We start from the raw sequence: 23,688 nt of genomic DNA on the forward strand, positions 1-23,688 counted from the left end.
AACCATAAATCTTTTCTATCCTGTACTTCCGTATAAAATTGCATCAATAATATCTTTAACCAAGCTTCCATTGATACAATTTTTAATAACGTACAGGCTTAGAAAAGGTAAAACTAATTTTGCTTCTACACCTTTTTGCTTCTTACATTTCTTTTAAACTGAAAAGCTACGCTTGCTTTTTCTCCTGCTGGGGAGCCTGATATTCCTCCTGTATCAAGTCAGTCTCACCTCTCATATTTTTAAACGCAACCGACATCATAAGCTTTATTCTGTTGAGTTGGTTAACTTCACTGGCTCCTGGGTCATAATCTACTGCAACAATGTTTGATTCAGGATATCTCCTTCTGAGCTCCTTAATCATTCCCTTTCCCGTAACATGGTTAGGAAGGCAGGCAAATGGCTGCATACATATGATATTTCCGGCTCCGCTCTTAATAAGTTCAATCATTTCTGCCGTCAAGAACCAGCCCTCTCCTGTCTGGTTTCCCAGAGAAAGAATCTTTGAAGCACTGTTTGCAAGATGATATATTGAATGCGGTGCATCAAATCTCTTGCTTTTGCGAAGATATTTCTTCAAATGACGTCTATACCACTCTATTCCACTTATGACAGCATTGCTCACAATTTTACTCTTTAAGGTACCTGCCAGGTACTTACGCTTGAAGATTGGACTATAAGCACAGTAAAGGAAAAAGTCAATGAGGTCAGGCATCACCGCTTCTGCACCCTCTTTTTCCACAACATCAACTACATCATTATTTGCATCAGGATGGAATTTAACCAATATCTCACCAACCAGTCCAACTCTTGGTTTTATCTCATCACTGATTTCCAGTTCGTCAAAATCTTTAATAATAGCCTTTATATTCCGCTTAAAGCTACCTTTTTTATCTTCATATATTGACTTTTTGCAGATATCTGCCCACTTTCTATATAGTTCGTTTGCAGAACCGGGTATTTTTTCATAAGGTCGAACCCTGTACAATACCCTCATAAGCAAATCTCCATAAACCATAGCCTTTAAAGCAAGATCTAAAAGCTTCAAAGAAATTTTAAATCCCGGCTGTTTTTCCATTCCCAGTGCATTTAAAGATATAACCGGTATTTGCTTCATTCCTGCTTCTACAAGGGCTTTTTTTAGGAAGCCTATATAATTTGTAGCACGGCAGCCTCCTCCTGTCTGAGTAATTAAAACAGAAGTATTATCAAGATCATACTGTCCGGATTTTAGTGCATGTATAATCTGTCCAACAACAATAATAGAGGGGTAGCACGCGTCATTATTTACATACTTCAAACCATCCTCAATTGCACTATTATCAACATCCTGAAGAACAACAATATTATATCCTGCTTTTTTGAAGGCAGCCTCAACAAACTGAAAATGTATCGGTGACATCTGCGGTGCAAGAATAGTATGTGTCTTGCGCATTTCTTCAGTAAATACATTTCTTTCAAATCTGCCTGATTTATTCTGGTGCTTAACTGTTTTCTTATCTCTTTCCTCAATGGCAGCAACCAATGATCTGATTCTGATTTTCGCTGCTCCCAGATTGTTACCCTCGTCTATTTTCAATACAGTATAGATTTCATCACTGGAGTTTAGTATCTCCTGAACTTGGTCTGTTGTAACAGCATCAAGTCCGCATCCAAAGGAATTGAGCTGAATCATTTCAAGCTCCGGATGCTCCTTTACTACAGTCGCCGCTGCATACAGACGTGAATGATATTTCCACTGGTCAACAACTCTAAGAGGCCTTTCTGTCTTTCCCAGATGAGCCACAGAGTCCTCTGTAAGTACTGCAAATCCAAAGGATGTAATTATCTGAGGAATCCCGTGGTTTATTTCAGGGTCCACATGATAAGGTCTTCCTGCAAGGACTATACCCTTTTTACCGGTATCCTGTAAGTACTTAAGGGTTTCTTCACCTTTTTTCCTGACGTCTTCCCTAGCCTTTTCTTCTTCTGCCCATGCCTTTTCTGCTGCTTGTTCAATTTCAGCTTTTGAAATACCTAATTCTTTACCCAGTACTTGGAAAAGTCGTGCCTTAAGTTTCTCCTTGTCATCATATGGTAAAAATGGACTAAAGAATTTAACTCCACTAGTGTGAAGTATATCCATATTGTTTTTAATTACTTCCGGATATGATGTAACAATCGGACAATTATAATGATTGTCGGCTTCCTCATCCTCAACCTTCTCATATGGCAGCGAAGGGTAAAAAATATAGTTAACCTTTTGGTTTATAAGGCTCATAATATGACCGTGTACGAGTTTAGCCGGGTAACAAACCGATTCTGACGGCATAGTCTCAATACCTAGTTCATATATTTTCTTTGATGAACGTGGTGACAAAACCACCTTGAATTTTAATTCATCAAAGAAAGTAAACCAGAACGGATAATTCTCATACATATTCAGAACACGAGGTATACCTACTGTTCCCCTACTACGCACAACATCACTGTTTTGCTTGTATCCGAAAATTCTTTTATATTTGTAGTCATACAAATTCGGAACATCCTGTGCTGTACTTTCAATACCCGCGCCTCTTTCGCATCTGTTTCCGGATACAAATCTACTTCCGTCACTGAATTGATTAATAGTAAGAAGACAGTTATTGCTGCACAGTTTACATCTTTGGAGCTCTGTATCAAAAACAAAGTTTCCTATATTGTCCCTTGATAAAATAGTTGATGTTCCCCCGGTATACCTTTCTTTTGCTATAAGAGCAGCCCCGAAAGCACCCATTAATCCAGCAATATTAGGCCTTACAGCCTCTCTCTCTGATATGAGCTCAAAACTTCTTAGTACAGCATCATTGAGGAATGTTCCTCCCTGTACAATTATTTTCTTGCCCATTTCCTTAGGGTCTCTTATTTTAATAACCTTTAAAAGTGCATTTTTTATTACCGAATACGATAAGCCTGCTGATATATCTCCAACTTGAGCTCCTTCTTTTTGAGCCTGCTTAACTCTTGAATTCATAAATACAGTACACCTTGAACCAAGGTCAACAGGCTTTTCAGCCAATAATGCCTGCTCGGCAAAATCTTCAACTGAAAAATTCAGTGACTTGGCAAAAGTCTCAATAAAAGACCCACACCCAGAAGAACATGCCTCGTTTAGCATAATACTGTCAATTACACCATCTTTTATTTTAAGGCATTTCATATCCTGACCGCCAATATCCAGAATAAAATCTACTCCCGGCAGAAAGAAATCCGCAGCCTTATAGTGTGCAATCGTCTCTATCTCTCCAATGTCTACTCCTAAACCTGCCTTAATTAGACCTTCCCCGTAACCTGTTACAGCAGAATTAACTATCTTTGCATCTACAGGCAATTTGGAATAGATATCATTTAATATTTTAATAGATGAGCTCAAAGGACTTCCTTCATTGCTGCCATAGAAGGAATAAAGAAGTTCTCCCTCATTATTAATTAAAACAGCCTTTGTTGTTGTGGACCCGGCATCAATCCCCAGAAAACAATCCCCCTTGTAATTCTCAAGAGGTTTAACTAAAACTGATTGCTGGGCATGTCTATTTCTGAATTCATCCAATTCTTCTTGTGAATTAAATAGGGGTTTTAAACGTTCAACCTCATGTACAGATATAGTGTTTAAAACCGGAAGTTTATTCTTTATTTCTTTAAAGGATATTATTTTACATTCCTTCGAAGACAGAGCTGCACCCATTGCTACAAAAAGCTGTGAGTTTTCAGGAAAAATAACTTGCTCCGGTTTCAAATTAAGTGTAATCTCAAACCTTTTTCTAAGCTCAGAGAGAAAATAAAGAGGACCTCCCAAAAACGCAATATTTCCGCTTATTGGTTTTCCACATGCAAGCCCGCTTATTGTCTGGGTTACTACAGACTGAAATATTGAAGCTGCTATGTCCTCCTTTGCAGCACCTTCATTTAACAGCGGTTGTATATCTGTCTTAGCAAAAACTCCACACCTCGCCGCAATTGGATATATAACTCTACTTTTTTTGGCATATTCATTGAGCCCTGCTGCGTCAGTCTGCAGCAAGGAAGCCATTTGATCAATAAATGCTCCTGTACCTCCCGCACAGGTACCATTCATTCTCTGTTCAAGTCCTCCTCGGAAATATGTTATTTTAGCATCTTCTCCACCTAATTCTATAGCTACATCTGTTTGAGGAATGACGGTTTGAATTGCTTCTGAACCTGCAATTACCTCTTGAATAAATTCAAGTCCCAACCACTGAGAAACCAACAATCCGCCGGATCCAGTTATCATTATCGTACATTCTTCCTGGTAAAAAGAATTGCACATTTCATTCATCAATTCAAATATAGTTTTACGTATATCTGAATAGTGTCTCTGATATTTTGAATATACAATTCTATTATCCTTATCCAGCACAGCCATTTTTACTGTGGTTGAACCAACATCTAACCCCACATGATATTTTTTCTTCATAATTAACGACCTAATCTCTCCAAACTAGAATTTTAAAATTAATTAGTTATTTGTTATATTTATATGCAATTCTTCCAACTGCTTTTCATCAACAACGTCAGGTGCATTTGACATCAGTTCGGATGCATTCTGTACCTTTGGAAATGCAATTACATCTCTAATGCTGTTTCTCTTTGCCATTAGCATTATGAGTCTATCAAGACCAAAGGCCATTCCGCCGTGAGGAGGAGTTCCGTACTTGAATGCTTCAAGTAGGAATCCAAACTTTCTATTTGCATCTTCTTCAGTAAATCCGAGCATTTCAAACATCTTGGATTGTAATTCCTGTATATGAATTCTGATACTTCCTCCACCAAGCTCAACACCGTTTAAAACCATGTCATAAGCCTTTGCACGTACTTTTCCTGGGTCTGTATCCAAATATTCAAGGTCTTCATCCATAGGACTGGTAAAAGGATGGTGTTTTGCAACCCATCTCTGTTCTTCCTCGTCATACTCGAAGAGTGGGAATTCAGTAACCCACAGGAACTTGAATTCATCAAGATTTAAAATATCCAGTTTTCTTGCAATTTCTAATCTCAACTGACCCAGTGCGTCAAAAACTACATTGTTCTTATCAGCAACAAAACATATCAAGTCTCCAGCCTCAGCCTGAGCCCTTTCCAAAATAGCTTTCATTTCCTCTTCTGACATAAACTTGGCAAATGAAGATTTTATCTCATTTTCCTGATTAATGGAAATCCACGCCATTCCTTTTGCCTTGTATGTCTTAACAACTTCCACCAACGCATCTATTTCTTTTCTACTGAATTTTGCGCAGCCCTTTGCATTTATTGCTCTTACACTACCACCCATGGCAATTGCATCGGTAAACACTTTAAATCCGCAATTTGCTACCATGTCAGACATATTTATCAGTTCCATACCGAAGCGAATATCCGGCTTATCGGAACCGAATCTCTCCATTGCTTCTGCGTAAGGCATTCTAATAAAAGGAGTTTCAATGTCTATATTTAAAGCTTCCTTAAAAGCTCTCTTTACAAATCCTTCATTAACCTCCAAAACATCATCAACATTTACGAATGACATCTCAATATCAATCTGAGTGAATTCAGGCTGTCTGTCAGCTCTCAAATCTTCATCTCTAAAACATTTAGCAATCTGGAAATATCTGTCATATCCTGATACCATCAGTAACTGTTTGTATAACTGTGGAGACTGAGGTAATGCAAAGAACTTTCCGGGATGAACTCTGCTGGGAACAAGATAATCCCTTGCACCCTCTGGTGTACTCTTTATCAATATCGGAGTTTCAATTTCAAGAAATCCGTTTTCATCGTAGTAGTCTCTTGCCACTTTTGCAACTCTGTGTCTAAGTATAAGATTTCTTTGCATATCAGGTCTTCTCAAATCCAAAAACCTATACTTAAGACGTGTTTGTTCGTTAACCTCAGAATCCTCCTCTATATACATAGGCGGTGTTTCAGAAGTGCTGAGTATCCTTAATTCGCTGGCGATAATCTCAATTTCTCCTGTGGCCATTTTTTTGTTTACTGCTTCTGGAGAACGAGCTGCAACAGTTCCCACAGCTGCTATTACGAACTCGCTTCTTATTGATTTAGCCTTGTCAAACATTTCTCCGTCTTTATCAGTGAAAACAATCTGTACAATTCCTGTTCTGTCTCTTAAGTCAATAAAAACCAAGCTTCCTAAATTTCTTTGTTTTTGAACCCAGCCCATAACAGTTACTTTCTCACCTATATTTGAACTGCTTAGTTCTGTACATTTGTGGCTTCTTTTCAAGCCGTGTATTGATTCTCCCATTTGCTATTTCCTCCCACCAGATTTTTCTGATTATATGTTATACTGTGCCTTTAATTTTTCAATTATTTGCTCAACAGTCATATTAACCTGTTCACCTGTAGCCATGTCCTTTAACTTATATATACCCGATTTAACCTCATCCTCACCAACAACTATTACATAAGGTATACCCAGTTTATCGGCATATGAAAACTTTTTTCCTATTTTTCCTTCATTAAAGTATATTTCAGCAGACACGCCTTCATCCCTTATTTTTGTTGCTATTTCCAAAGCATTTTCCATTGTTCCATTCATTGGTATTACAAGTATCTTTGAAGGAGTGGCTCTTTTCATTTCTCCAAGGATTCCGGCTTCTCTCAGTTGATAAAACAGTCTTGAAAGGCCTATGGAAATACCTACACCCGGCAATTTCTTTGTTGTATACTTTTGAGCAAGATTATCATACCTGCCGCCTGAACATACACTTCCAATAGACGGATACTGGTTAAGAACAGTTTCGTAAATCGTACCGGTATAATAATCCAATCCTCTTGCAATAGTAAGGTCTATAGTATAATTTTCAGCTGGAACCTTGAAGGAATCTATGTAGTTAACCACCAATTCCAGTTCATCTATACCTTCATTAAACATATCATTCTGAATATTCATTTCTTTAAGATATTTTATTATATCTCTGCAGCTGCCCTTAGTACCTACAAATTCCAATACTCTTTGAGAATTTTCCTTAGATAGTCCTATGGCTTCAAGCTCCTTTAGAACCGCTTCATTGCCTATTTTTTCAAGCTTGTCTATAGTTCGCAGAACTTCGGTTTTGTCTGATACCTGAAGTGCTTCAAAAAAACCGTTAAGTATCTTTCTGTTATTTATCCTGATTGTAAAGTCATCAAATCCAAGGGCTTTAAAAGTTGAATAGATAACACTTAATATTTCAGCATCATTAATTACGCTAAGACTTTCATTTCCAATAATATCTATATCACATTGATAAAACTCTCTGAATCTACCCTTTTGTGGTTTTTCACCTCTGAAGACCTTGCCGATATGATACCTTTTAAATGGAAACGTCAAATCACCAAAGTGCTGTGACACGTATCTGGCAAGGGGAACCGTAAGGTCAAATCTCAAGGATAAATCATTATCTCCCTTATTAAACCTGTATACCTGCTTCTCTGTTTCACCACCACTTTTTGCCAGCAAAACTTCCGACTTCTCAATCATCGGTGTATCAAGAGGTATAAAACCGTACTTTTCATATGTTTTTTTAATTATTTCCAGCATATTGTTAAAAACAATCTGATCAGCCGGTAACAGTTCCATAAATCCCGGTAATATTGAAGGCGTAATTACTTCTTTTGCCATTTAAACAACTCCTATCATAAAAGTATAATACACTACCAATTATTAACACATTAATTAATAAATAAAAAGAAATATGAAATTTCTAATGAAAGCATACCCAAGAACAGTAAAAAACCTCCCGTATCCCAACAAGGGACGAGAGGAACTTCCCGTGGTGCCACCCTAATGATTCCAATACAGAACCCACTTATATCCTTAACGCGGAAAACGGATGAGTCTTTCTCATCAGCCCTTAAGCTACGGCTCTAAAGGGTGTCTTTCAGTAGTCTTACTATAAGCTGCTCTCAGTCCATGACAGCTTTTCCCTTAATAGCAGTTTCTAATTACTCTTCCCTTTTAAGGCTACTTCCCTATTTGCATACATATATTTTAGAATTTACATCTAAGCTTGTCAATATTTATTATTTCCTTCCATGAGAATATTGGCTTTCCGTTCCAGCATTTCATTGATTCTACCGATATATTCCTCAACACTCTTTACGTTAAATGACCTTTCCAGTCTGTTCATAGGGAAAATCACCTTTGTAACCGCCCCAGCTCCGCAAGCTAGAATTGTCTGACGTTCCTCCATAATTTGTATGTTGTATAAACATTCCATACCAGGCCGACTATATCCAACATTTTCTAAATTACCTAGAATATTTTTCTGTCTGTAAAGATAATATGGGCTTAAACCCATTTCTTTTGCACATGTACGTGCCATATCAACCATTACGGCAGAATCAACATATTGAGCTTCCAGATTGTATTTTTCCATTTCCTTTGTAAGCTGTGAAGCTCTTTTTATAGCCATTGTGTGAACTGTTAAACTGTCCGGGTTTAATTCTTTTATTTTTCTTAAAGTTTCATTAAACATTTGGACATCTTCGCCTGGGAGTCCACATATTAAATCCATATTTATATTGTCAAAACCCATATCCCTAGCGGCATAAAAAGCCATCCCCACATCTTCCGGTTTGTGCAGTCTCCCTATTCTGGCAAGGGTTTTTTCATTCATTGTCTGAGGATTTATGCTTATTCTGGATACCCTACTATTTTTAATAACCTTTAGCTTATCAACAGTTATGGTATCTGGACGGCCAGCCTCAAGGGTATATTCTTTAAGGTATGTCATATCAATACAGTCCTCTATACCTCTTAGGAGACGGCTCAACTGCTGCTCATTTAGGGAAGTTGGTGTACCGCCCCCAATATATATACTCTCAGCAATTAGTCCTTTATCTTTCATAAGCATGGCCGTATGCTTTATTTCCTTCAAAAGTGTATCCACATAAACATCTACCATTTTTTTATATTGCCCTATGGTACTTGAACTAAAAGAGCAATACAAGCAACGGGTAGGACAGAATGGAATACCAATGTACAGTGATATGCTGTTTTCCTTTGACTCTGAAAACAATTTCCTTTGATTGACTGCCACCTCATATAGAAGCCTTGATTTATTCTTCGTAACAAAATAATCCTTCTGTAAAACAGTTAGAATATCACTCTTTGTCATTTTCTCATCAATCAACTCGTTTACCAGCTTAACAGGCCTTATACCTGTCAAAATACCCCAAGGAATTACCTTGTTAGTATATTTTGCAAGCAGCAAAAACGTCTTCCTCTTTAGTATTCTCTTAAACTCTTTTACTTTAAGTTTGTCAGAAGAGCCAATTATCCCTGTACATGGGAGGCTTATAAGCTCACTAAAATCCTTAGCCTTCAGGCTTATATTAAAACAGTCCTTTCCATCCTCATAGGACAGAAAACAGAAAAGAAATGCCCCGGAACACTCATCCCAAGGCTCATCGGATTTTACTATTTCATTTTGAGTAAAGAATAATTTTATAACATCTTCCAATTCATAATCAAAGTATTTTGTCTCGTTATTATAAATTAACATTTTATCCTCTTTGTTTTACCATTGAATTGCATTTTTTATAGGATTGCCTCTTATTTCATCTATAATCGTTGTACTTCCACCATGACCGGGGTAAACTATTGTTTCACCGGGCAGTACAAAAAGTTTCTCGACGATTGAATTATATATATCAGAAAAATTACCATTTGGTAAATCAACTCTTCCATATCCAAACTTAAACAATGTATCTCCTGAGAAAAGAAGGTTTTCAATCTGAATACAGATAGAGCCTGGTGTATGTCCCGGAGTAAGAATTACCTTAAACTTCAGTTCTCCCAAGTTCACACTGTTTCCATCTCTAAGAACTTCATACTTGCTTTCAAAGGTTTTCGCTTTTCCTGTAAATGCAGAAATGTTGAATCTTGCATTCGTCATTGCCTGCTCTTCATCAACATGGATATAAACCATAGCATTTGTTTTCTGTACTATATCATCAACATGTAATATATGGTCAATATGCCCATGGGTAAGAATTATTTTTTTTATTTTTGTATTATATTCTTTTTGTGCAGCAATTACCTTTTCAGGGGGAACTCCTGCATCTATCAGAATAGCTTCATTTTCATTTCCAACCATATAGGAAACAGAGTCAAATAACCCTCCGTATATTGGTTTTACAAACATTATGCCAAACCTCCATCATCTAAAATTCCTTTTTACTGTCCAATAAAAGTGTAACTGGACCGTCATTACTTATATCTACAAGCATATCTGCCTGAAAAATTCCTGTTTCGGTAAGTACGCCGGCTTCTCTACATCTATTTACAAAACGTTCATACAGTTCTCTCGCAATCTCTGGTTTGGCTGCTTTATCAAAACCGGGCCTTCTGCCTTTTCTGCAATCTCCGAAAAGTGTAAACTGTGATACAACCAGCAACTGACCTCCAATATCTACCAAAGACTTATTCATCTTGCCGTCATCATCCTCAAAAATACGCAAATTCAGTATTTTATCTGATAGATATTCTATATCACTGTCGTCATCTTCCTTACCAACTCCAAGGAGCACCAAAAGTCCCTGTCCAATGCTTCCTACAATATTCTCATTTACAGTAACCGTTGATTTTTTTACTCTTTGAACAACTGCTCTCATTTAAATGTAAACCCCCGATTATTGTTTATTTCTAGTTACGTCAAATACGCTGTCTATTTTTCTCAGTCTTTTAATTATTTTTTCAAGCTGCTCGGTATTTGTTATCTCAAGGGTAAGTGTTATAACCGTAATCTGTTCCTTGGTAGTCCTTGCGTTAACTGCCTTTATAGGTATTTTTACTTCTGTGATACAGTTGGTTACATCCAACAGAAGAGAAGTCCTGTCATTAGCCATAAGTGTAATGTCTGCCTTATAGGCAACATCATTGGTAGTACGCCACTTAACGTCTATAAGCCTTTCTTCTTCCTCTCTATCAGCAGAAATATTTATACAGTCGCTTCTGTGGACTGAAACACCTCTTCCTCTTGTTATATAACCTATTATCTCATCACCAGGAACCGGATTGCAGCATCTAGATAAACGTACAAGACAATTGTCTATTCCCTTTACTACTACACCACTTTCAAGTGTATGCCTTTTCTTTCTGTCATTTTTGGTCTGGGCTATTGTTTCCAGCATTTCTTCCAATTCTTCCGGCTTAAGTGTCTTTTTGAATTCTTCCTTGAGCCTAGTTATAACCTTATTTGCCGTAATTGCCCCATACCCTACTCCGGCATATAAATCCTCTTGGGATGCAAAATTGTATTTTTTTAATACAATTTCAACCCACTCATTTCTAAATAACTGTGAATAGGTCAATCCCTGCTTTTTAAGCTCACGCTCAAGCATTTCCTTGCCCCTGATAATATTTTCTTCACGCTTTTCCTTTTTAAACCACTGATTAATCTTACTTTTTGCCTGACTGCTCTTAACAATTTTAAGCCAGTCCCTGCTGGGACCATGAATTGTTGATGACGTAAGAATGTCTATTATATCGCCGTTTTTTAGCTTGTAATCTATAGGCTCCATTTTTCCATTTATTCTGGCACCTATCATTTTATTACCAATAGCACTGTGTATTGCATAGGCAAAGTCTACAGGCGTGGAGCCCACTGGAAGATTTATTACATCACCTTTTGGGGTAAATACAAATACCTCGTCGGTAAACAAATCAATTTTAAGGGTCTCCATAAATTCGCTTTCGTCTCTGGTATCCTTTTGCCATTCCAAAAGCTGCCTGAGCCATGCAAACTTATTGTCTGAATCCTTTGCGCTGTTAATTCCTTCCTTATATTTCCAGTGCGCTGCAATACCAACCTCGGCAACCCTATGCATATCCCATGTTCTTATCTGTACTTCAAAAGGTTGTCCTTCAGGCCCAATCAATGTGGTATGTAAAGATTGGTACATGTTTGGTTTGGGCATGGCAATGTAATCCTTGAATCTGCCTGGCATTGGTTTATATAGCTCATGCACAAGTCCAAGAACAGCATAGCAATCTTTTACAGAATTTACAATTATTCTAAACGCAAACAAGTCGTATATTTGCTCGAGTGTCTTGTTCTGCTTTACCATCTTCCTGTAAATACTGTAGAAGTGCTTTGGCCTTCCGTCTATCTGTGCGTTTTCTATCCCAAGTTCATTTGTTTTTTCACGTAGAGTATCAATAATTGTTGCTATATATGCTTCTCTTTGTTTTCGCTTGGTGTTAATTTTTTCAACAAGATCGTAATAGCCCTTTGGATCAAGATATCTGAGACAAATATCTTCAAGCTCCCACTTAATCTTGGATATACCAAGCCTATGGGCAAGTGGAGCATATATCTCTAGGGTTTCTCTGGCTTTTTCAAGTTGTTTGTCCTGGGTCATATACTTAAGGGTTCTCATATTATGAAGCCTGTCTGCAAGTTTAATCATGATAACCCTTATGTCCTTAGCCATAGCTAAAAACATTTTACGCAGATTTTCAACCTGCTGCTCTTCTTTTGTAGTGAACGGTATCTTTCCCAATTTGGTTACACCGTCCACTAGTTCTGATACTTCTTGTCCAAACTGAGATTTCAGTTGATCATAAGTACATGTTGTATCTTCAATGGTATCGTGTAAAAGGGCAGCTACAAGAGCCGTACAATCCAGCTCCATCTCGGCAAGTATTATCGCAACCTCAACCGGATGAATAATGTATGGCTCTCCTGATATTCTCTGTTGACCCATGTGCGCAGCTTTTGAAACAGAATATGCTTTTTTAAGCATTTCCAAATTACAGTCAGGGTCATATTTATTTACTTTCTCAACAAGTACTGAAAAGCTGTCTATCAATGTGTCCCTCCACCTGTCCAAATGACTACCAATAAATTCATTATTAATCTTGTTAGAATTTTACTATGGAATCAACTTTATAGCCTTTGAGCTTATCTCTACCATTTAGTGATAGAAGCTCAATAAAGTATACTATACCTGCAACCTCTCCTCCCAGCTTCTCTATAAGTCTAATGTTAGCTTGAGTAGTTCCGCCAGTTGCAAGAAGATCATCAACTATTAACACTCTCTGTCCTGGCTTGATTGCATCTGAGTGCATCTCGAGGACATCTTTTCCGTATTCCAAATCATATTCTTCACGTACAGTTTTATATGGGAGTTTTCCTTTCTTTCTTACAGGAACAAAGCCTTTATTCATGTGGTAAGCTAGGGGGGCTCCAAAAATAAATCCTCTTGACTCTGAACCTACAATAATATCAAAATCTCCCATATTTTCCGAAAGTGCCTTTAATGAATCCATACATGCTCTGAATGTCTCCGCATCCTGAAGTACTGTAGTAATATCGATAAAATCGATTCCTTCTTTAGGAAAATCCATAACATGTCTGAGTTTATCTTTAAAATTCATAGTAAACTCCTCTCATAAATAAATATTATATCACACATAAATATATTATAAATAAATAAATTCTTAGTTACAAGGATGTATAATTTAATTTGGAAAATTTTTCTAGTTATGCAATAAATATGTTACAATTAGTAAAAAAATAGTGCGGAAAGTGCATCCATTAATCTATAGTGTATACTTAAGTTCACACAAGAATACACAATCTTCTACACTTCTTTACTTCCTCAATTCTTTGAACTGTCTGCACATTTTTTGCTTAATATATATGCCACCACTCCAAACAGTAGCAATTAAAAATAGAATTAAAGCCATATAAAAGTTCAAATTGTATCCGAATTGTAAAAGCAAATAATATCCAAGTAGTGGTCCTATAAAGCCTCTTATTCCTGTAAGTGTCTGGTGAAATCCCTGATAAATAAGCTCGTTTTCTTTTGTAGAAAATTTTATTGTGCCTAGGTTCCATAATATACCTATCCCACTTAACCCCAATGAATAACAAGCAAGTCCCAAGTATGCATAAATTTTAGATATACTTACATCTGATAATATAAAAAACAAAGGATATAAAATTAGTATACCGAACGAGATTGCCCCAACTTTCCATATGTTTATTCTGTCAAAAATTCTCCCTGCGTAAGGCATGGTCAAAATAATAAAAAGTTGTGCGTAAATGCCCTTAGCATTAGCCATTTCTACTGTAGACAGTTTTAGAACATTCAACATAAATAAGTTGACAGTAGGCATACTTATCATATATGCAAAACCATAAATCATAAATATTATCTCAAAGACAATGAAATCAGTATTTTTAAAAATTGAAGTCATTGATATTTTAAAAGTTACCGGTTTAGTACCTTTCAATTCAGTGTAATCAACCTTTGATTCAATATAATAGAAAACTCCATATGTTAAAAGTGAAGCAACTGCTATTATCGATAAAATCCATTTGAACATGCTGGGGTTAAAATCTAACAATTTGCCAACAAGTAATGAGGTTATCATCATGGAGAACATAAGTATGCTTCGTACAATACCAAAATATAATCCGCTTCTCTCTTTAAAAAAGTATGGAAAAAAGCTATTGGTTACAGGGAACTGTATTGCAAACACTGAGTGATAGAAAAAAAGAAAAACTAAATATACAGCAGAATAATTTATAACAAAACTAAATAAAAAAATAAACCTACCAATAATATACCCCCATACAAGTAGTTTTTTTTTGCTTTTACCGGAATACAATACAGTAAACAGTAGTGAAAAAATAATCGTCGCTGAAGCTATAATACTGATCACAGTTATGTCAAGGTCAGACGATTTAAGAGGGTTTTGTGCAATTTTCTCCTGTAAAAGCAAAATCCCTTGTGTTATTCCATCTGTTACTGATGAAATCATTAAAAGAATAAACATCCATTTTATTTTGTTATTATGCAAATCAGAATATTTACTACGCAAGGTACCGTACCTTTCCATATTTTTTTTATTTACTTTTTAATACTATAGTATGTATTTTTAATTTCTTCAGCAATCTCATTCAACCTATTGGAAGTTTGAGGAATAGAAAAGCCAACGAATAGTGGAGAAGTTACATACCTTGGAACTATTTTACAGATAATAGATCGTTTCCATTGGTAGAAAAATAAGTTAAAGCTATTACAACGTTTAAGTAAATATTTTACGATATTTTGTATATTATCCGCCATAAAATTGTCATTGCGAGAGGTAGTAATAATATTGAATTCAGTTGAGCAAACTTTGGGTTTACTAGATATGTTTATAGAGCAACTTCCTTCTTGATAAATTTCAATTCCTTCAAAAATTTCATCATTTAAGCCTATTTTATAATCAATATCTTTTAGTCCTACTATTTGCATATGTGAATGATTTACTGTTCCACCAGACATTGGTCCATGATTTTTATAAAAAACTACAGATTTAAAATCACCGCTTTTCTCCATTTTTAACCAATGGTTTATTCCAAATGTAATTAATTTTCTCATATGATATGTATCATACGTAGAAATATTTTCAAAGCAATTGTTAGTTTCTATAAGTACTGTTTGAAAAGTATTAGCTAATGTTGGAAATTTGTTTTTTACCAATATTATTGAATCTTGTTCATCTATAATATCAGAAAGTGCTTCGCGATCACAAAATGGGCAGAGTGATTCTTTGCTTTGGTAAATATTCTTTTCTTTTACAACATCAGAAATAAAACAAAGATGCTTATTAACTGTCATGTTTACACCTACTAACTCAGAATATTTTTTAAATTAAAGTTTATATGTTAATCCGTTAATAAAATACTATTTATAGCAAAACAAACCGTATATATTTAAAATTGAGCAAATCAAATACCAGTCCTTCATTGCAATGGGTATTTTTGTTTGCTCAATTTTAAACGTAATACTATCATTTTTTATAATAAAACTAAACTTTATACTATTTTTAAGCTATCCTTAAAAGATACTTCAAAGCGGTTATTTTTGCTGAAAAAACTGAACATTAAGACCATTCGGATCCTTTATAGTGAAAAATTTAGAACTAGGGGTATCAACCGGTCCACTTTGTACAGGAATGTTTTTACTTTTTACCGTATTCAGCATTGCATCAACAGAATCGACTGCAAAACCAATAGATATAAATTCACTGAAATTAACTGCATTATTGTTACTATCCACCATAAGTTCAACTAATGTTTCATTTTCAATACCATTACCCATAAAAGCAATTTCCATTCCAGCTCCCGCAGGAAACCTCTTTAACAGTTTAAGCCCTAATAGGTCAGAATAAAAACCAATCGATTCATCTAAACTTTTTACATTGATTGTTGTCCACAAAAACTTCATGCTCATTCTCCTTCATTTTAAATATTTGTAAACTTATTCCATTATATCATGGTGTACAACTACCATCAAGGCGCAAAATGCTGTTCTAAACCTTATTCTTTGTAAGTGGCTTGATGGAATTTAGATTAACACCTACCTCGTCAGCAAGCTTTTCCACCATGCCTTCTGGTGGATTTAAAATTAGATCTTCTAACGCCTGTTCTCTTGTTATTTCCCCACTTCTTATGAGCTCGGCAAATTCGATATCGTAACTACAATAACCTATTTTTATTCTGTCAATATATGTATTTAGCCAATTCATTCTGCAGTTTGTAGTACGGGAAGGAAAACTATACGGTATATGTTCCCAATTAAACACTTTACGTATTTCACTTTTAAGCATCTCTTTGTCAGTCTTGTTAAATTTAAAAATGAAAAAGGGAACCACAAGAATCTTATCTAAATCTACATTTTTCTTCAAATCTTCTTTTTCACGATAGGTTATAACTTTTGAGAGCTTTTCAAATTTTTCAACAAACTCTTCATAAAACTCCTTGTCACCGTTATTCCGTGTAATTTGGTACATTGCTTTGAGCATATTAACACCCATAACGGTATCTTTCATTACCTGGGCCTGTCCTTTTGAATACCCATTAATTACCAACTTTATCCCGTAACGCTCCGCAACTTCAACAGCACTGATAAATATAATATTGGCACACACATAACAGCTAGGAATTCCATACGCCTTGCTCTCGTGAAGATACTTCCATAACTTTTTCAAGAAAGTTGATCCCGGCTGAGTAATAACCAAGTCAACATCCAATGCTTTGCAAAGCTTCCTTGCATTATTCACTGCAGTCTCATGCTCATAGCCATTATCATTATGATAAGCCAGAGGTCTTAGGTTATACTCTTTTACCAGTTTTATCAATGTATGCGCACTATCAACGCCTCCACTGAGTGGCACTAACACATCGTATTTTTTATTAATATTCTTATACTTCTCCAGGCAATTTTTCAATTCATTCTCAGTTTGGAAATTTACTATTGCTTCTTTTTTCTTAACCTCATCTTCCTTACAAAAATTACATACCCCATTTTCGTCAAAACTTATTCCAGGATAGGTTTCAGGTAGTATACATTTTGTGCAAATCTTCATTTTGCTCCCCCTTTCAATTATGCCTAAACATAGTTTCGGCATTGTCATGCATTACAGTCCTTTTTCTACAATCATATGAGCCTTAGTTTCTAACTTTGTTATATCTTCGCATTGTGTCAAAAATTTCGCTAAATTGGTTACTGATGGGTTGCTAAAGATATACGAAGCAGGAAAATCGATATCAAATAAGTCTTCGATCATGCTACAAACTAATGATACTTTAATAGAACTCGCTCCTAAGGTGAATATACTATCATTGATATCAAAATTGTTAATATCTAAAATGCTAGAGTATATGAGCGCAATGGCCTGTTCGATGATGTTGGATGAGTAAGCTCTATTTTCTTCCTTAAGCTTTTCAAGTTCACATATCAAGTTTTGGCGGTCCGTTTTTCCATTAGGAAGCTTTGGTATTTGATCTAGTTGAATAAAGCGGGCAGGGATCATGTATTCTGGAACTTTTTGCTTTAACTGTTCTCTGATAAGTGAATTTGCATCTTGCTCTTTATTATCACCTAGTACACAAAATGCAATAAGGCTATTATCTCCTGTTTTGTCTTTTTTATAAAGAACTACCGCTTCATCTATAAAGTCTAAGTTATTTAAAATCTTTTCAATTTCAGTTAAGTTGACTTTATGTCCATATATTTTTATCTGGTTATCTTTTCTTCCAAGATGTTCTAGAACCGATTCCTCACACCATCTCCCAAGATCTCCAGTTTTGAAAACTCTAGTCTCCAATTCATCCGGGCAATTACTTTTACTAAGTTCCTCTAATTTTCCTTGTTTCCAATACCCCTTTGCAATATATGCACTTGTTACAACTATTTCACCAATTTCGCCGGGTTGAACCGGATTGTCCATATCATCCAACAAACTTACGTGTTTTCCAAATAACGGTGCTCCAACTGGTACTCCATCTGTGTTAATAATAGTATTCTTGTCTATAAAATTTTGTGTAATAACACCTGCCTCGGTTATTCCATACTCTATATGTAAGCGTGCATTATCACCGAAATACTCGGTATATAGTTGTACATCTTTATTAGTAATGGCCTCACTTCCCAAGCTAACTAAGCGTAAATCCGGAAATTTGTCCCCCTCTTTCAACTCATCACATAAGTGACGAAAAACTGTAGGTACGGAATGATACACAGAAATCGCATTATCCCTGAGATAGGAAATCAAACCTTTAATACCTTCTTTTTTTATGGAATAAGGGAATATAGTAGCTCCGCAAGCCAGAGGAGCAAATATATCTTTAATACCGGCACTAAAACTGTATGAATAAAGATATGAAAATCTATCGCAACTTTCAATTTTCAAATCTTCGCAATAAACAGTAATAACATGAAGTAAGTTTCTATGGTTATGCACCACTCCCTTAGGTTTCCCTGTAGAACCTGAAGTGTATAAAATATATGAATTATCGTCAAGTGTAACTTTTTCATTTAAATTATCTGAAGGATAATTCTCTGCGTCCCTGAGATTCAAAATTTCCATACCCATATTATTAAATTTCTTCACAAAAGGTAATTGATCATCTTCTACTAAAATTAGTTTTGCACAGGAATCTTTAACGATAGTCTCATTTGTTATATCTGGATAAGTAGGATCTAAAGGAATATAACATAATCCACTTTTTAAAACACCTAACATAGCACTAATTTGAGATACTGGATTACTTAACAATAAAATTACACTGTTCTGATTAGCACAATTCTTTTTAATCATATGGGCGATTTTATTGGAATACAAATCTAATTGTTTGTAAGTAACCTTATTATCCTGATAATGGATAGCACATTTATCATAATTACTTTCCACCTGACTTTGAAATAGCTTAATAAAGTTTATATTCTCGTCTCTTAATAATTTTTTTGTTAGCATGCTAATTCTCTCCTCTTTGTTTATAAGCAAATTCTTACAAAGGACAGATTGAATTTCTTCAACCTGTCCTTTGTAACCATATACATGATTTCAATTAAAACAATGGTCTCAAAACTTTAAAATCAAAATTCGCTTGACATAAACTAATCTCACAATATTTGTTTATTCTTTCAAAGTTTAAGGAAATATTCTAAAGCGAGTAAGTAGCCTAACCAACCAAGACCAGTAATTACACCGACACATGCTGGTCCAATAACATCTTGTTTACGGAAGTCGTCTCCTTTATGAACGTTACTAATGTGTACTTCTAAACAAGGTACTTGAATGCTTTCAATAGCCGACCTGAGAACATACGAATTATGAGTTAAAGCAGCCGGATTGATGATAATACCATCAAAGTTTCCCCTTGCCTTATGGAGTTCTTCGACAATTTCACCTTCATAGTTTGATTGGAAAAGTTTAACTTCCAACTCATTTTTATCTGCAAAGTCTAATATTTTTTGATTTAAATCATCTAAAGTAAAGCACCCATAAAGTGTAGGATCTTTTTGTCCTAACAAATTCAAATTAGGCCCATTAACTACCATAATTTTTTTCATAGCTTCTAGTCCTTTCTTAGATATTAATTTTTGTCCCCAAATAATTCAATCACCTTGTTGGCAATGTTTTGACCTAATTTAACACAACACTCACGATCATTGTCTATAGGTGCTTTAGTTGATATGGCCCCAAAATGTGTAAACGGCCTTCCCAAAGACATGCCTCCGGAATAAATAAGCATTCCATGGATTAATCCTGCTGCAATGATTGACATCAATGCAAAACTTCCTCCCCCACATGGTTGGTTTTGGGAAATAAAAGCAGCACAGAGTTTTCCTGCAACATTTCCTTTCAGTTCTGTATCTAAAAAGCGTTTAATCTGCCAACAGCATGTACCATCCCAATTTGGCGAACCAATAATTATTGCTTGGCTATCACACATAAACACCTTATCATAACTATCTAATGACATAACTCTTACTGTTATGCCCTCCATAGAACACCCTTCAGCGATGCACTGGGCCATTTTCTCAGTATTTTTATCTTCCGAATCAGAGTGATATATTATGGATATTTTAAGTTCCTTCATTTAGAGTCCCTTCCTTTGATACATTTTTAGATAAATATTCCGCTAGCCCTTTCAACGTTGGATATTCAAATATAGTAACTGCCGGTATCTTTTGTCCCATCAATTCACTGAGCTTGTTGGCGACGAAGACAACTACAAGAGAGTCACCACCAATATTAAAAAAGCTATCGTTTACATCTACTTCGCTTATATGTAAAAATTCTTTCCATACACTAGCAATCGCCTTTTCAACATCTGATTGAGGTTCAACATGGGTTTTGGTTTGAATAGGGAATAATGCTTCCTCAGGTAGGTTTTTTCGGTCAATTTTACCACTAGGTGTAAGAGGCATTTTCTCGATTAGGCAGAAAGCACTTGGTATCATATAAGCAGGGAGTTTGAGGCTTAAATAATCTTTTAAATCAAATACTAAATTCTCATTCTTAGCAGAGCGTGGAACAATATAAGCAACTAATCGGCGATCATTTGTATTATATGTTTTAGCTATTACAACCGATTGGATGACTTCTTCATGCTCATTCAAGACTGCTTCGATCTCCTCAATTTCAATCCTAAACCCTCTTATTTTCACTTGATGATCAATTCTTCCCAAGAATTCAATATTACCATCAGGTAGACGTTTTACTAAATCACCTGATTTATAAAGGGGCGCATGCGCCGACCTATTCCATGGATTATCAATGAATTTTTCTTTAGTTAACTGAGGTTTATTCAAGTAACCAGGAGATAAGCATTCTCCTCCAATTAAAAGTTCACCAGCTACACCAATTGGTACAACTTGGCAATTCTCATCTACAACGTAATATTGTGTGTTGGCGATTGGAAAACCTAGAGGGGTACAATTCAAGTCGTTATAATCGGGATTAGAGCCAACCTCATAAAACGACGAAAATACAGCTTCACTAGGTCCATATCCATTCCAAACAGATTTAGATTTTTTTAAGAGTTCTTTTGCTAAATCAGGTGAAAGACCTTCTCCTCCTGCAAGGATTTTCAAATCTTGTTTTCCTTCCCATCCGGACTCAACTAAAATACGATACGCTGTAGGTGTGGCACACATCATAGTTACCCCATGCTTTTCCAATGTGTTAATTAAGGCTGGCCCCAAATCTGCTTCATTGTTTCTCAAAAGAATAACCTTTGCACCGGTAATAAGCGGTAAATAAATTTCCGGTACCGACATATCAAAGGAAATGCTAGCCATGGCTAACACCACATCATCTTTCTGTATTCCCGGTCTGCTCTTCATAGTGTATAGAAGATTACTTATCGATCTGTGTCGTATTGGAACCCCCTTGGGTTTGCCAGTAGACCCAGACGTATAGATAATATAAAACAGCTTATCTAAGTCTATACTCAAATTTAGATTACTGGTATCTTCTTTTTCAATTAACTCTCTTTGTTCATCAATCAATATACATTGATCAATTTTAGTCAAAAATTTAGATTGATGAGTCTTTTCCGTAATAATCAAACTAATGTCTGCATCATCCAACATGTATGATATACGTTCATCAGGATAGTTCGGATCAATCGCAATATATGGATGACCAGATTTTAATACAGCAAGTAACGCAATAATCACACTTGGGGAGCGATCAAGACAAACACCAATTGGTATATTGGGATTAGAATTTTTTCCGCAAATAAACCTTGCTAAAGCATTAGCTCTATTGTTAAGATCTTTATAACTGATTTCTTGATCCTCAAAACATATAGCACATCTGTCCGGTGTAAGTGCAGCCTGCTTCTCAATGAGTTCATGGATACATTCAAGCGGATATTTTTCTTCTGTATGATTCCAATTATTACAAATGTTTTGAACTTCATCTTCTTTCATCAGTGACAACAAACCAATTTTTTGTCTCGGATTTTTGATAACATCATCAATTATATTAAAGAAACTTGATACCATTCTCTCAATCGTAGATGAATGAAATAAACTGTCATTGTATTCAAACATACAGAATAATTCATCTGGTCTCTCGTCAAGTATAAAATTTATATCAACTTTTGACGTTCTTTGATACATTGATACCCGTTCAATTTGCATCGACTTAAAGTCAATTTGAGGTAGTCCAAAATCCCTATATACAAACTGAGTTTCATAAAACGGATTATAGTTAGAATTTCTTTGGTTCGGCAAAACGCTCACTAATCTGTGAAATGGAAAGGAATCATGACGGTAGTCTTCTTTCAGCTTCTCCCATACAGATTTTAGGTGTTCTTCAAATGTAGACTGACCATCAATACCGCAACGAAACACAATCATATTTACAAATATACCAAATATACCTCTGAACTCTCGTTTTGAACGATTGAGAACAGGCACCCCCATTCCAAAGTCAGACTGCCCGCCATAACGATAAACAAGAATTTGTAAAATAGTTAAAAAAACCGCAGGCAAAGTTACCCCGTAAGATTTAGATAAATCTCTTAAGTTACTCCTTATTTCTTCTGATATGTAAAAACTATATCTTTTTCCTGAGTACGTATTTGCCTTAGGGCGTTTATAGTCTGTAGGCAAATTACTCATAGGTAGACCTTGCAAATTCTTTTTCCAATATTCCAAATGTTGTGAATATTCTTCACTCTTTTCCCATTGTTGTAACCAATTTACATAATCGGAATAATCAGCTTTTGCTGGCTTATTTGGAATTTCCTCATTGCATGCTAAAGCATTATAAATAGCAGATAATTCTTTAGTTAACTCACCTAATGCGTATCCATCACAAATCATATGGTGAATTACAAATTGAAAAAGATATTCATTGTCACCTAAAATATATAATATCGCTCGACAAAGCGGGGCTTTTTCAAAATCAAAAGGAACTATAGTTTCTTGATATATCTTATTCTCAAGGAACTCATCTTTATCGGATGTAGTGATACTTCTTACATCTTCAATCCTGAGTTTAAAATTCTCAAGAGATTGGACTTGTTGAATTGGTATGCCGTCACGAATTATGAAACTAGATTTAAATACGCTATGCTTTTCTAAGGTTTTCATTAAAGCTTCTTCCAAAATAGAAGGATTAAGCGGACCTATGATTTTAAAAGCAAATCCTTCATTATAAAAGGATTTTGTTGGTTCTGACTGCTGAAGATTCCAAATCATTTGTTGTGATAGTGAAAGTGGATATTCAAAACTCATGGTTTACCTCCTTAAATTAATGCCTAATTCCACTTGAATTCGATAATCTATTATCTATAACTCACTTTTATTACTTTTTACTAGTAAATTACTTGCTTTTGCTATAAAACTGCCCTCTATTCTAAGAAATGG

16 protein-coding genes are annotated in these 23,688 nt (G+C 35.5%); all 16 read right to left on the reverse strand.

Annotation, left to right across the window (positions count from 1 at the left end):
* Positions 1 to 166 precede the first annotated feature (166 nt).
* The 16 genes from K412_RS0100280 to K412_RS0100355 all read right to left on the reverse strand — a co-directional run bounded on the left by K412_RS0100280 (position 167) and on the right by K412_RS0100355 (position 23,556).
* Complete coding sequence (locus K412_RS0100280; RefSeq protein ID WP_024831243.1) at positions 167 to 4,450, reverse strand: 2-hydroxyacyl-CoA dehydratase; 4,284 nt, start codon at positions 4,448 to 4,450, stop codon at positions 167 to 169.
* A gap of 42 nt (positions 4,451 to 4,492) precedes the next feature.
* Positions 4,493 to 6,274: an aspartate--tRNA ligase gene (gene aspS, locus K412_RS0100285; RefSeq protein ID WP_024831244.1), complete on the reverse strand. Its 1,782-nt coding sequence runs from the start codon at positions 6,272 to 6,274 to the stop codon at positions 4,493 to 4,495.
* Between the two features lie 30 nt (positions 6,275 to 6,304).
* Positions 6,305 to 7,633, reverse strand: a complete 1,329-nt coding sequence (gene hisS / locus K412_RS0100290; RefSeq protein WP_024831245.1) for a histidine--tRNA ligase — start codon at positions 7,631 to 7,633, stop codon at positions 6,305 to 6,307.
* Between the two features lie 391 nt (positions 7,634 to 8,024).
* Entirely contained in the window at positions 8,025 to 9,518 is a 1,494-nt protein-coding gene (gene hemZ / locus K412_RS0100295) for a coproporphyrinogen dehydrogenase HemZ (protein ID WP_024831246.1), read from the reverse strand.
* Between the two features lie 15 nt (positions 9,519 to 9,533).
* Complete coding sequence (locus K412_RS0100300) at positions 9,534 to 10,160, reverse strand: MBL fold metallo-hydrolase (RefSeq protein WP_024831247.1); 627 nt, start codon at positions 10,158 to 10,160, stop codon at positions 9,534 to 9,536.
* A gap of 19 nt (positions 10,161 to 10,179) precedes the next feature.
* Complete coding sequence (dtd, locus tag K412_RS0100305; protein ID WP_024831248.1) at positions 10,180 to 10,629, reverse strand: D-aminoacyl-tRNA deacylase; 450 nt, start codon at positions 10,627 to 10,629, stop codon at positions 10,180 to 10,182.
* 18 nt (positions 10,630 to 10,647) lie between these two features.
* Positions 10,648 to 12,828, reverse strand: a complete 2,181-nt coding sequence (locus K412_RS0100310; RefSeq protein ID WP_024831249.1) for a RelA/SpoT family protein — start codon at positions 12,826 to 12,828, stop codon at positions 10,648 to 10,650.
* Positions 12,829 to 12,880: 52 nt separating this feature from the next.
* Positions 12,881 to 13,396, reverse strand: a complete 516-nt coding sequence (locus K412_RS0100315; protein WP_024831250.1) for an adenine phosphoribosyltransferase — start codon at positions 13,394 to 13,396, stop codon at positions 12,881 to 12,883.
* 216 nt (positions 13,397 to 13,612) lie between these two features.
* Positions 13,613 to 14,788 carry an MFS transporter gene (locus K412_RS0100320; RefSeq protein ID WP_024831251.1) on the reverse strand — a complete coding sequence of 392 codons (1,176 nt, stop codon included), beginning with the start codon at positions 14,786 to 14,788 and terminating at the stop codon, positions 13,613 to 13,615.
* 89 nt (positions 14,789 to 14,877) lie between these two features.
* Positions 14,878 to 15,633, reverse strand: coding sequence for a DUF4931 domain-containing protein (locus tag K412_RS0100325; protein ID WP_024831252.1), 756 nt, complete (start codon positions 15,631 to 15,633; stop codon positions 14,878 to 14,880).
* A 240-nt stretch (positions 15,634 to 15,873) separates the two neighbouring features.
* Entirely contained in the window at positions 15,874 to 16,242 is a 369-nt protein-coding gene (locus tag K412_RS0100330; protein ID WP_024831253.1) for a VOC family protein, read from the reverse strand.
* Positions 16,243 to 16,327: 85 nt separating this feature from the next.
* Positions 16,328 to 17,383, reverse strand: coding sequence for an adenine nucleotide alpha hydrolase family protein (locus K412_RS0100335; protein ID WP_024831254.1), 1,056 nt, complete (start codon positions 17,381 to 17,383; stop codon positions 16,328 to 16,330).
* 51 nt (positions 17,384 to 17,434) lie between these two features.
* The gene (locus K412_RS0100340; protein ID WP_024831255.1) at positions 17,435 to 19,273 is read right to left on the reverse strand and encodes a non-ribosomal peptide synthetase; all 1,839 of its coding nucleotides are present in this window, start codon (positions 19,271 to 19,273) and stop codon (positions 17,435 to 17,437) included.
* A 170-nt stretch (positions 19,274 to 19,443) separates the two neighbouring features.
* On the reverse strand, positions 19,444 to 19,872 hold the full coding sequence (gene aroQ / locus K412_RS0100345; RefSeq protein ID WP_024831256.1) for a type II 3-dehydroquinate dehydratase: 429 nt from the start codon (positions 19,870 to 19,872) through the stop codon (positions 19,444 to 19,446).
* Between the two features lie 23 nt (positions 19,873 to 19,895).
* Complete coding sequence (locus K412_RS0100350) at positions 19,896 to 20,402, reverse strand: flavodoxin family protein (protein ID WP_024831257.1); 507 nt, start codon at positions 20,400 to 20,402, stop codon at positions 19,896 to 19,898.
* Complete coding sequence (locus tag K412_RS0100355; protein ID WP_024831258.1) at positions 20,389 to 23,556, reverse strand: non-ribosomal peptide synthetase; 3,168 nt, start codon at positions 23,554 to 23,556, stop codon at positions 20,389 to 20,391. The genes K412_RS0100350 and K412_RS0100355 overlap by 14 nt, the downstream gene beginning before the upstream one ends.
* Positions 23,557 to 23,688: the final 132 nt, after the last annotated feature.

The organism is Ruminiclostridium josui JCM 17888 (assembly GCF_000526495.1).
Lineage (GTDB): Bacteria > Bacillota > Clostridia > Acetivibrionales > DSM-1351 > Ruminiclostridium > Ruminiclostridium josui.

What these genes read in the sequence shown, in the direction of transcription:
- K412_RS0100315 (WP_024831250.1), bottom strand. Translation starts at nt 13,396, where the DNA reads ATGAATTTTAAAGATAAACTCAGACATGTTATGGATTTTCCTAAAGAA.
- K412_RS0100335 (WP_024831254.1), bottom strand. Translation starts at nt 17,383, where the DNA reads ATGAAGATTTGCACAAAATGTATACTACCTGAAACCTATCCTGGAATA.
- K412_RS0100325 (WP_024831252.1), bottom strand. Translation starts at nt 15,633, where the DNA reads ATGACAGTTAATAAGCATCTTTGTTTTATTTCTGATGTTGTAAAAGAA.
- K412_RS0100280 (WP_024831243.1), bottom strand. Translation starts at nt 4,450, where the DNA reads ATGAAGAAAAAATATCATGTGGGGTTAGATGTTGGTTCAACCACAGTA.
- aroQ (WP_024831256.1), bottom strand. Translation starts at nt 19,872, where the DNA reads ATGAAAAAAATTATGGTAGTTAATGGGCCTAATTTGAATTTGTTAGGA.
- K412_RS0100355 (WP_024831258.1), bottom strand. Translation starts at nt 23,556, where the DNA reads ATGAGTTTTGAATATCCACTTTCACTATCACAACAAATGATTTGGAAT.
- K412_RS0100330 (WP_024831253.1), bottom strand. Translation starts at nt 16,242, where the DNA reads ATGAAGTTTTTGTGGACAACAATCAATGTAAAAAGTTTAGATGAATCG.
- K412_RS0100300 (WP_024831247.1), bottom strand. Translation starts at nt 10,160, where the DNA reads ATGTTTGTAAAACCAATATACGGAGGGTTATTTGACTCTGTTTCCTAT.
- K412_RS0100340 (WP_024831255.1), bottom strand. Translation starts at nt 19,273, where the DNA reads ATGCTAACAAAAAAATTATTAAGAGACGAGAATATAAACTTTATTAAG.
- K412_RS0100350 (WP_024831257.1), bottom strand. Translation starts at nt 20,402, where the DNA reads ATGAAGGAACTTAAAATATCCATAATATATCACTCTGATTCGGAAGAT.
- K412_RS0100320 (WP_024831251.1), bottom strand. Translation starts at nt 14,788, where the DNA reads ATGATTTCATCAGTAACAGATGGAATAACACAAGGGATTTTGCTTTTA.
- aspS (WP_024831244.1), bottom strand. Translation starts at nt 6,274, where the DNA reads ATGGGAGAATCAATACACGGCTTGAAAAGAAGCCACAAATGTACAGAA.
- hemZ (WP_024831246.1), bottom strand. Translation starts at nt 9,518, where the DNA reads ATGTTAATTTATAATAACGAGACAAAATACTTTGATTATGAATTGGAA.
- hisS (WP_024831245.1), bottom strand. Translation starts at nt 7,633, where the DNA reads ATGGCAAAAGAAGTAATTACGCCTTCAATATTACCGGGATTTATGGAA.
- dtd (WP_024831248.1), bottom strand. Translation starts at nt 10,629, where the DNA reads ATGAGAGCAGTTGTTCAAAGAGTAAAAAAATCAACGGTTACTGTAAAT.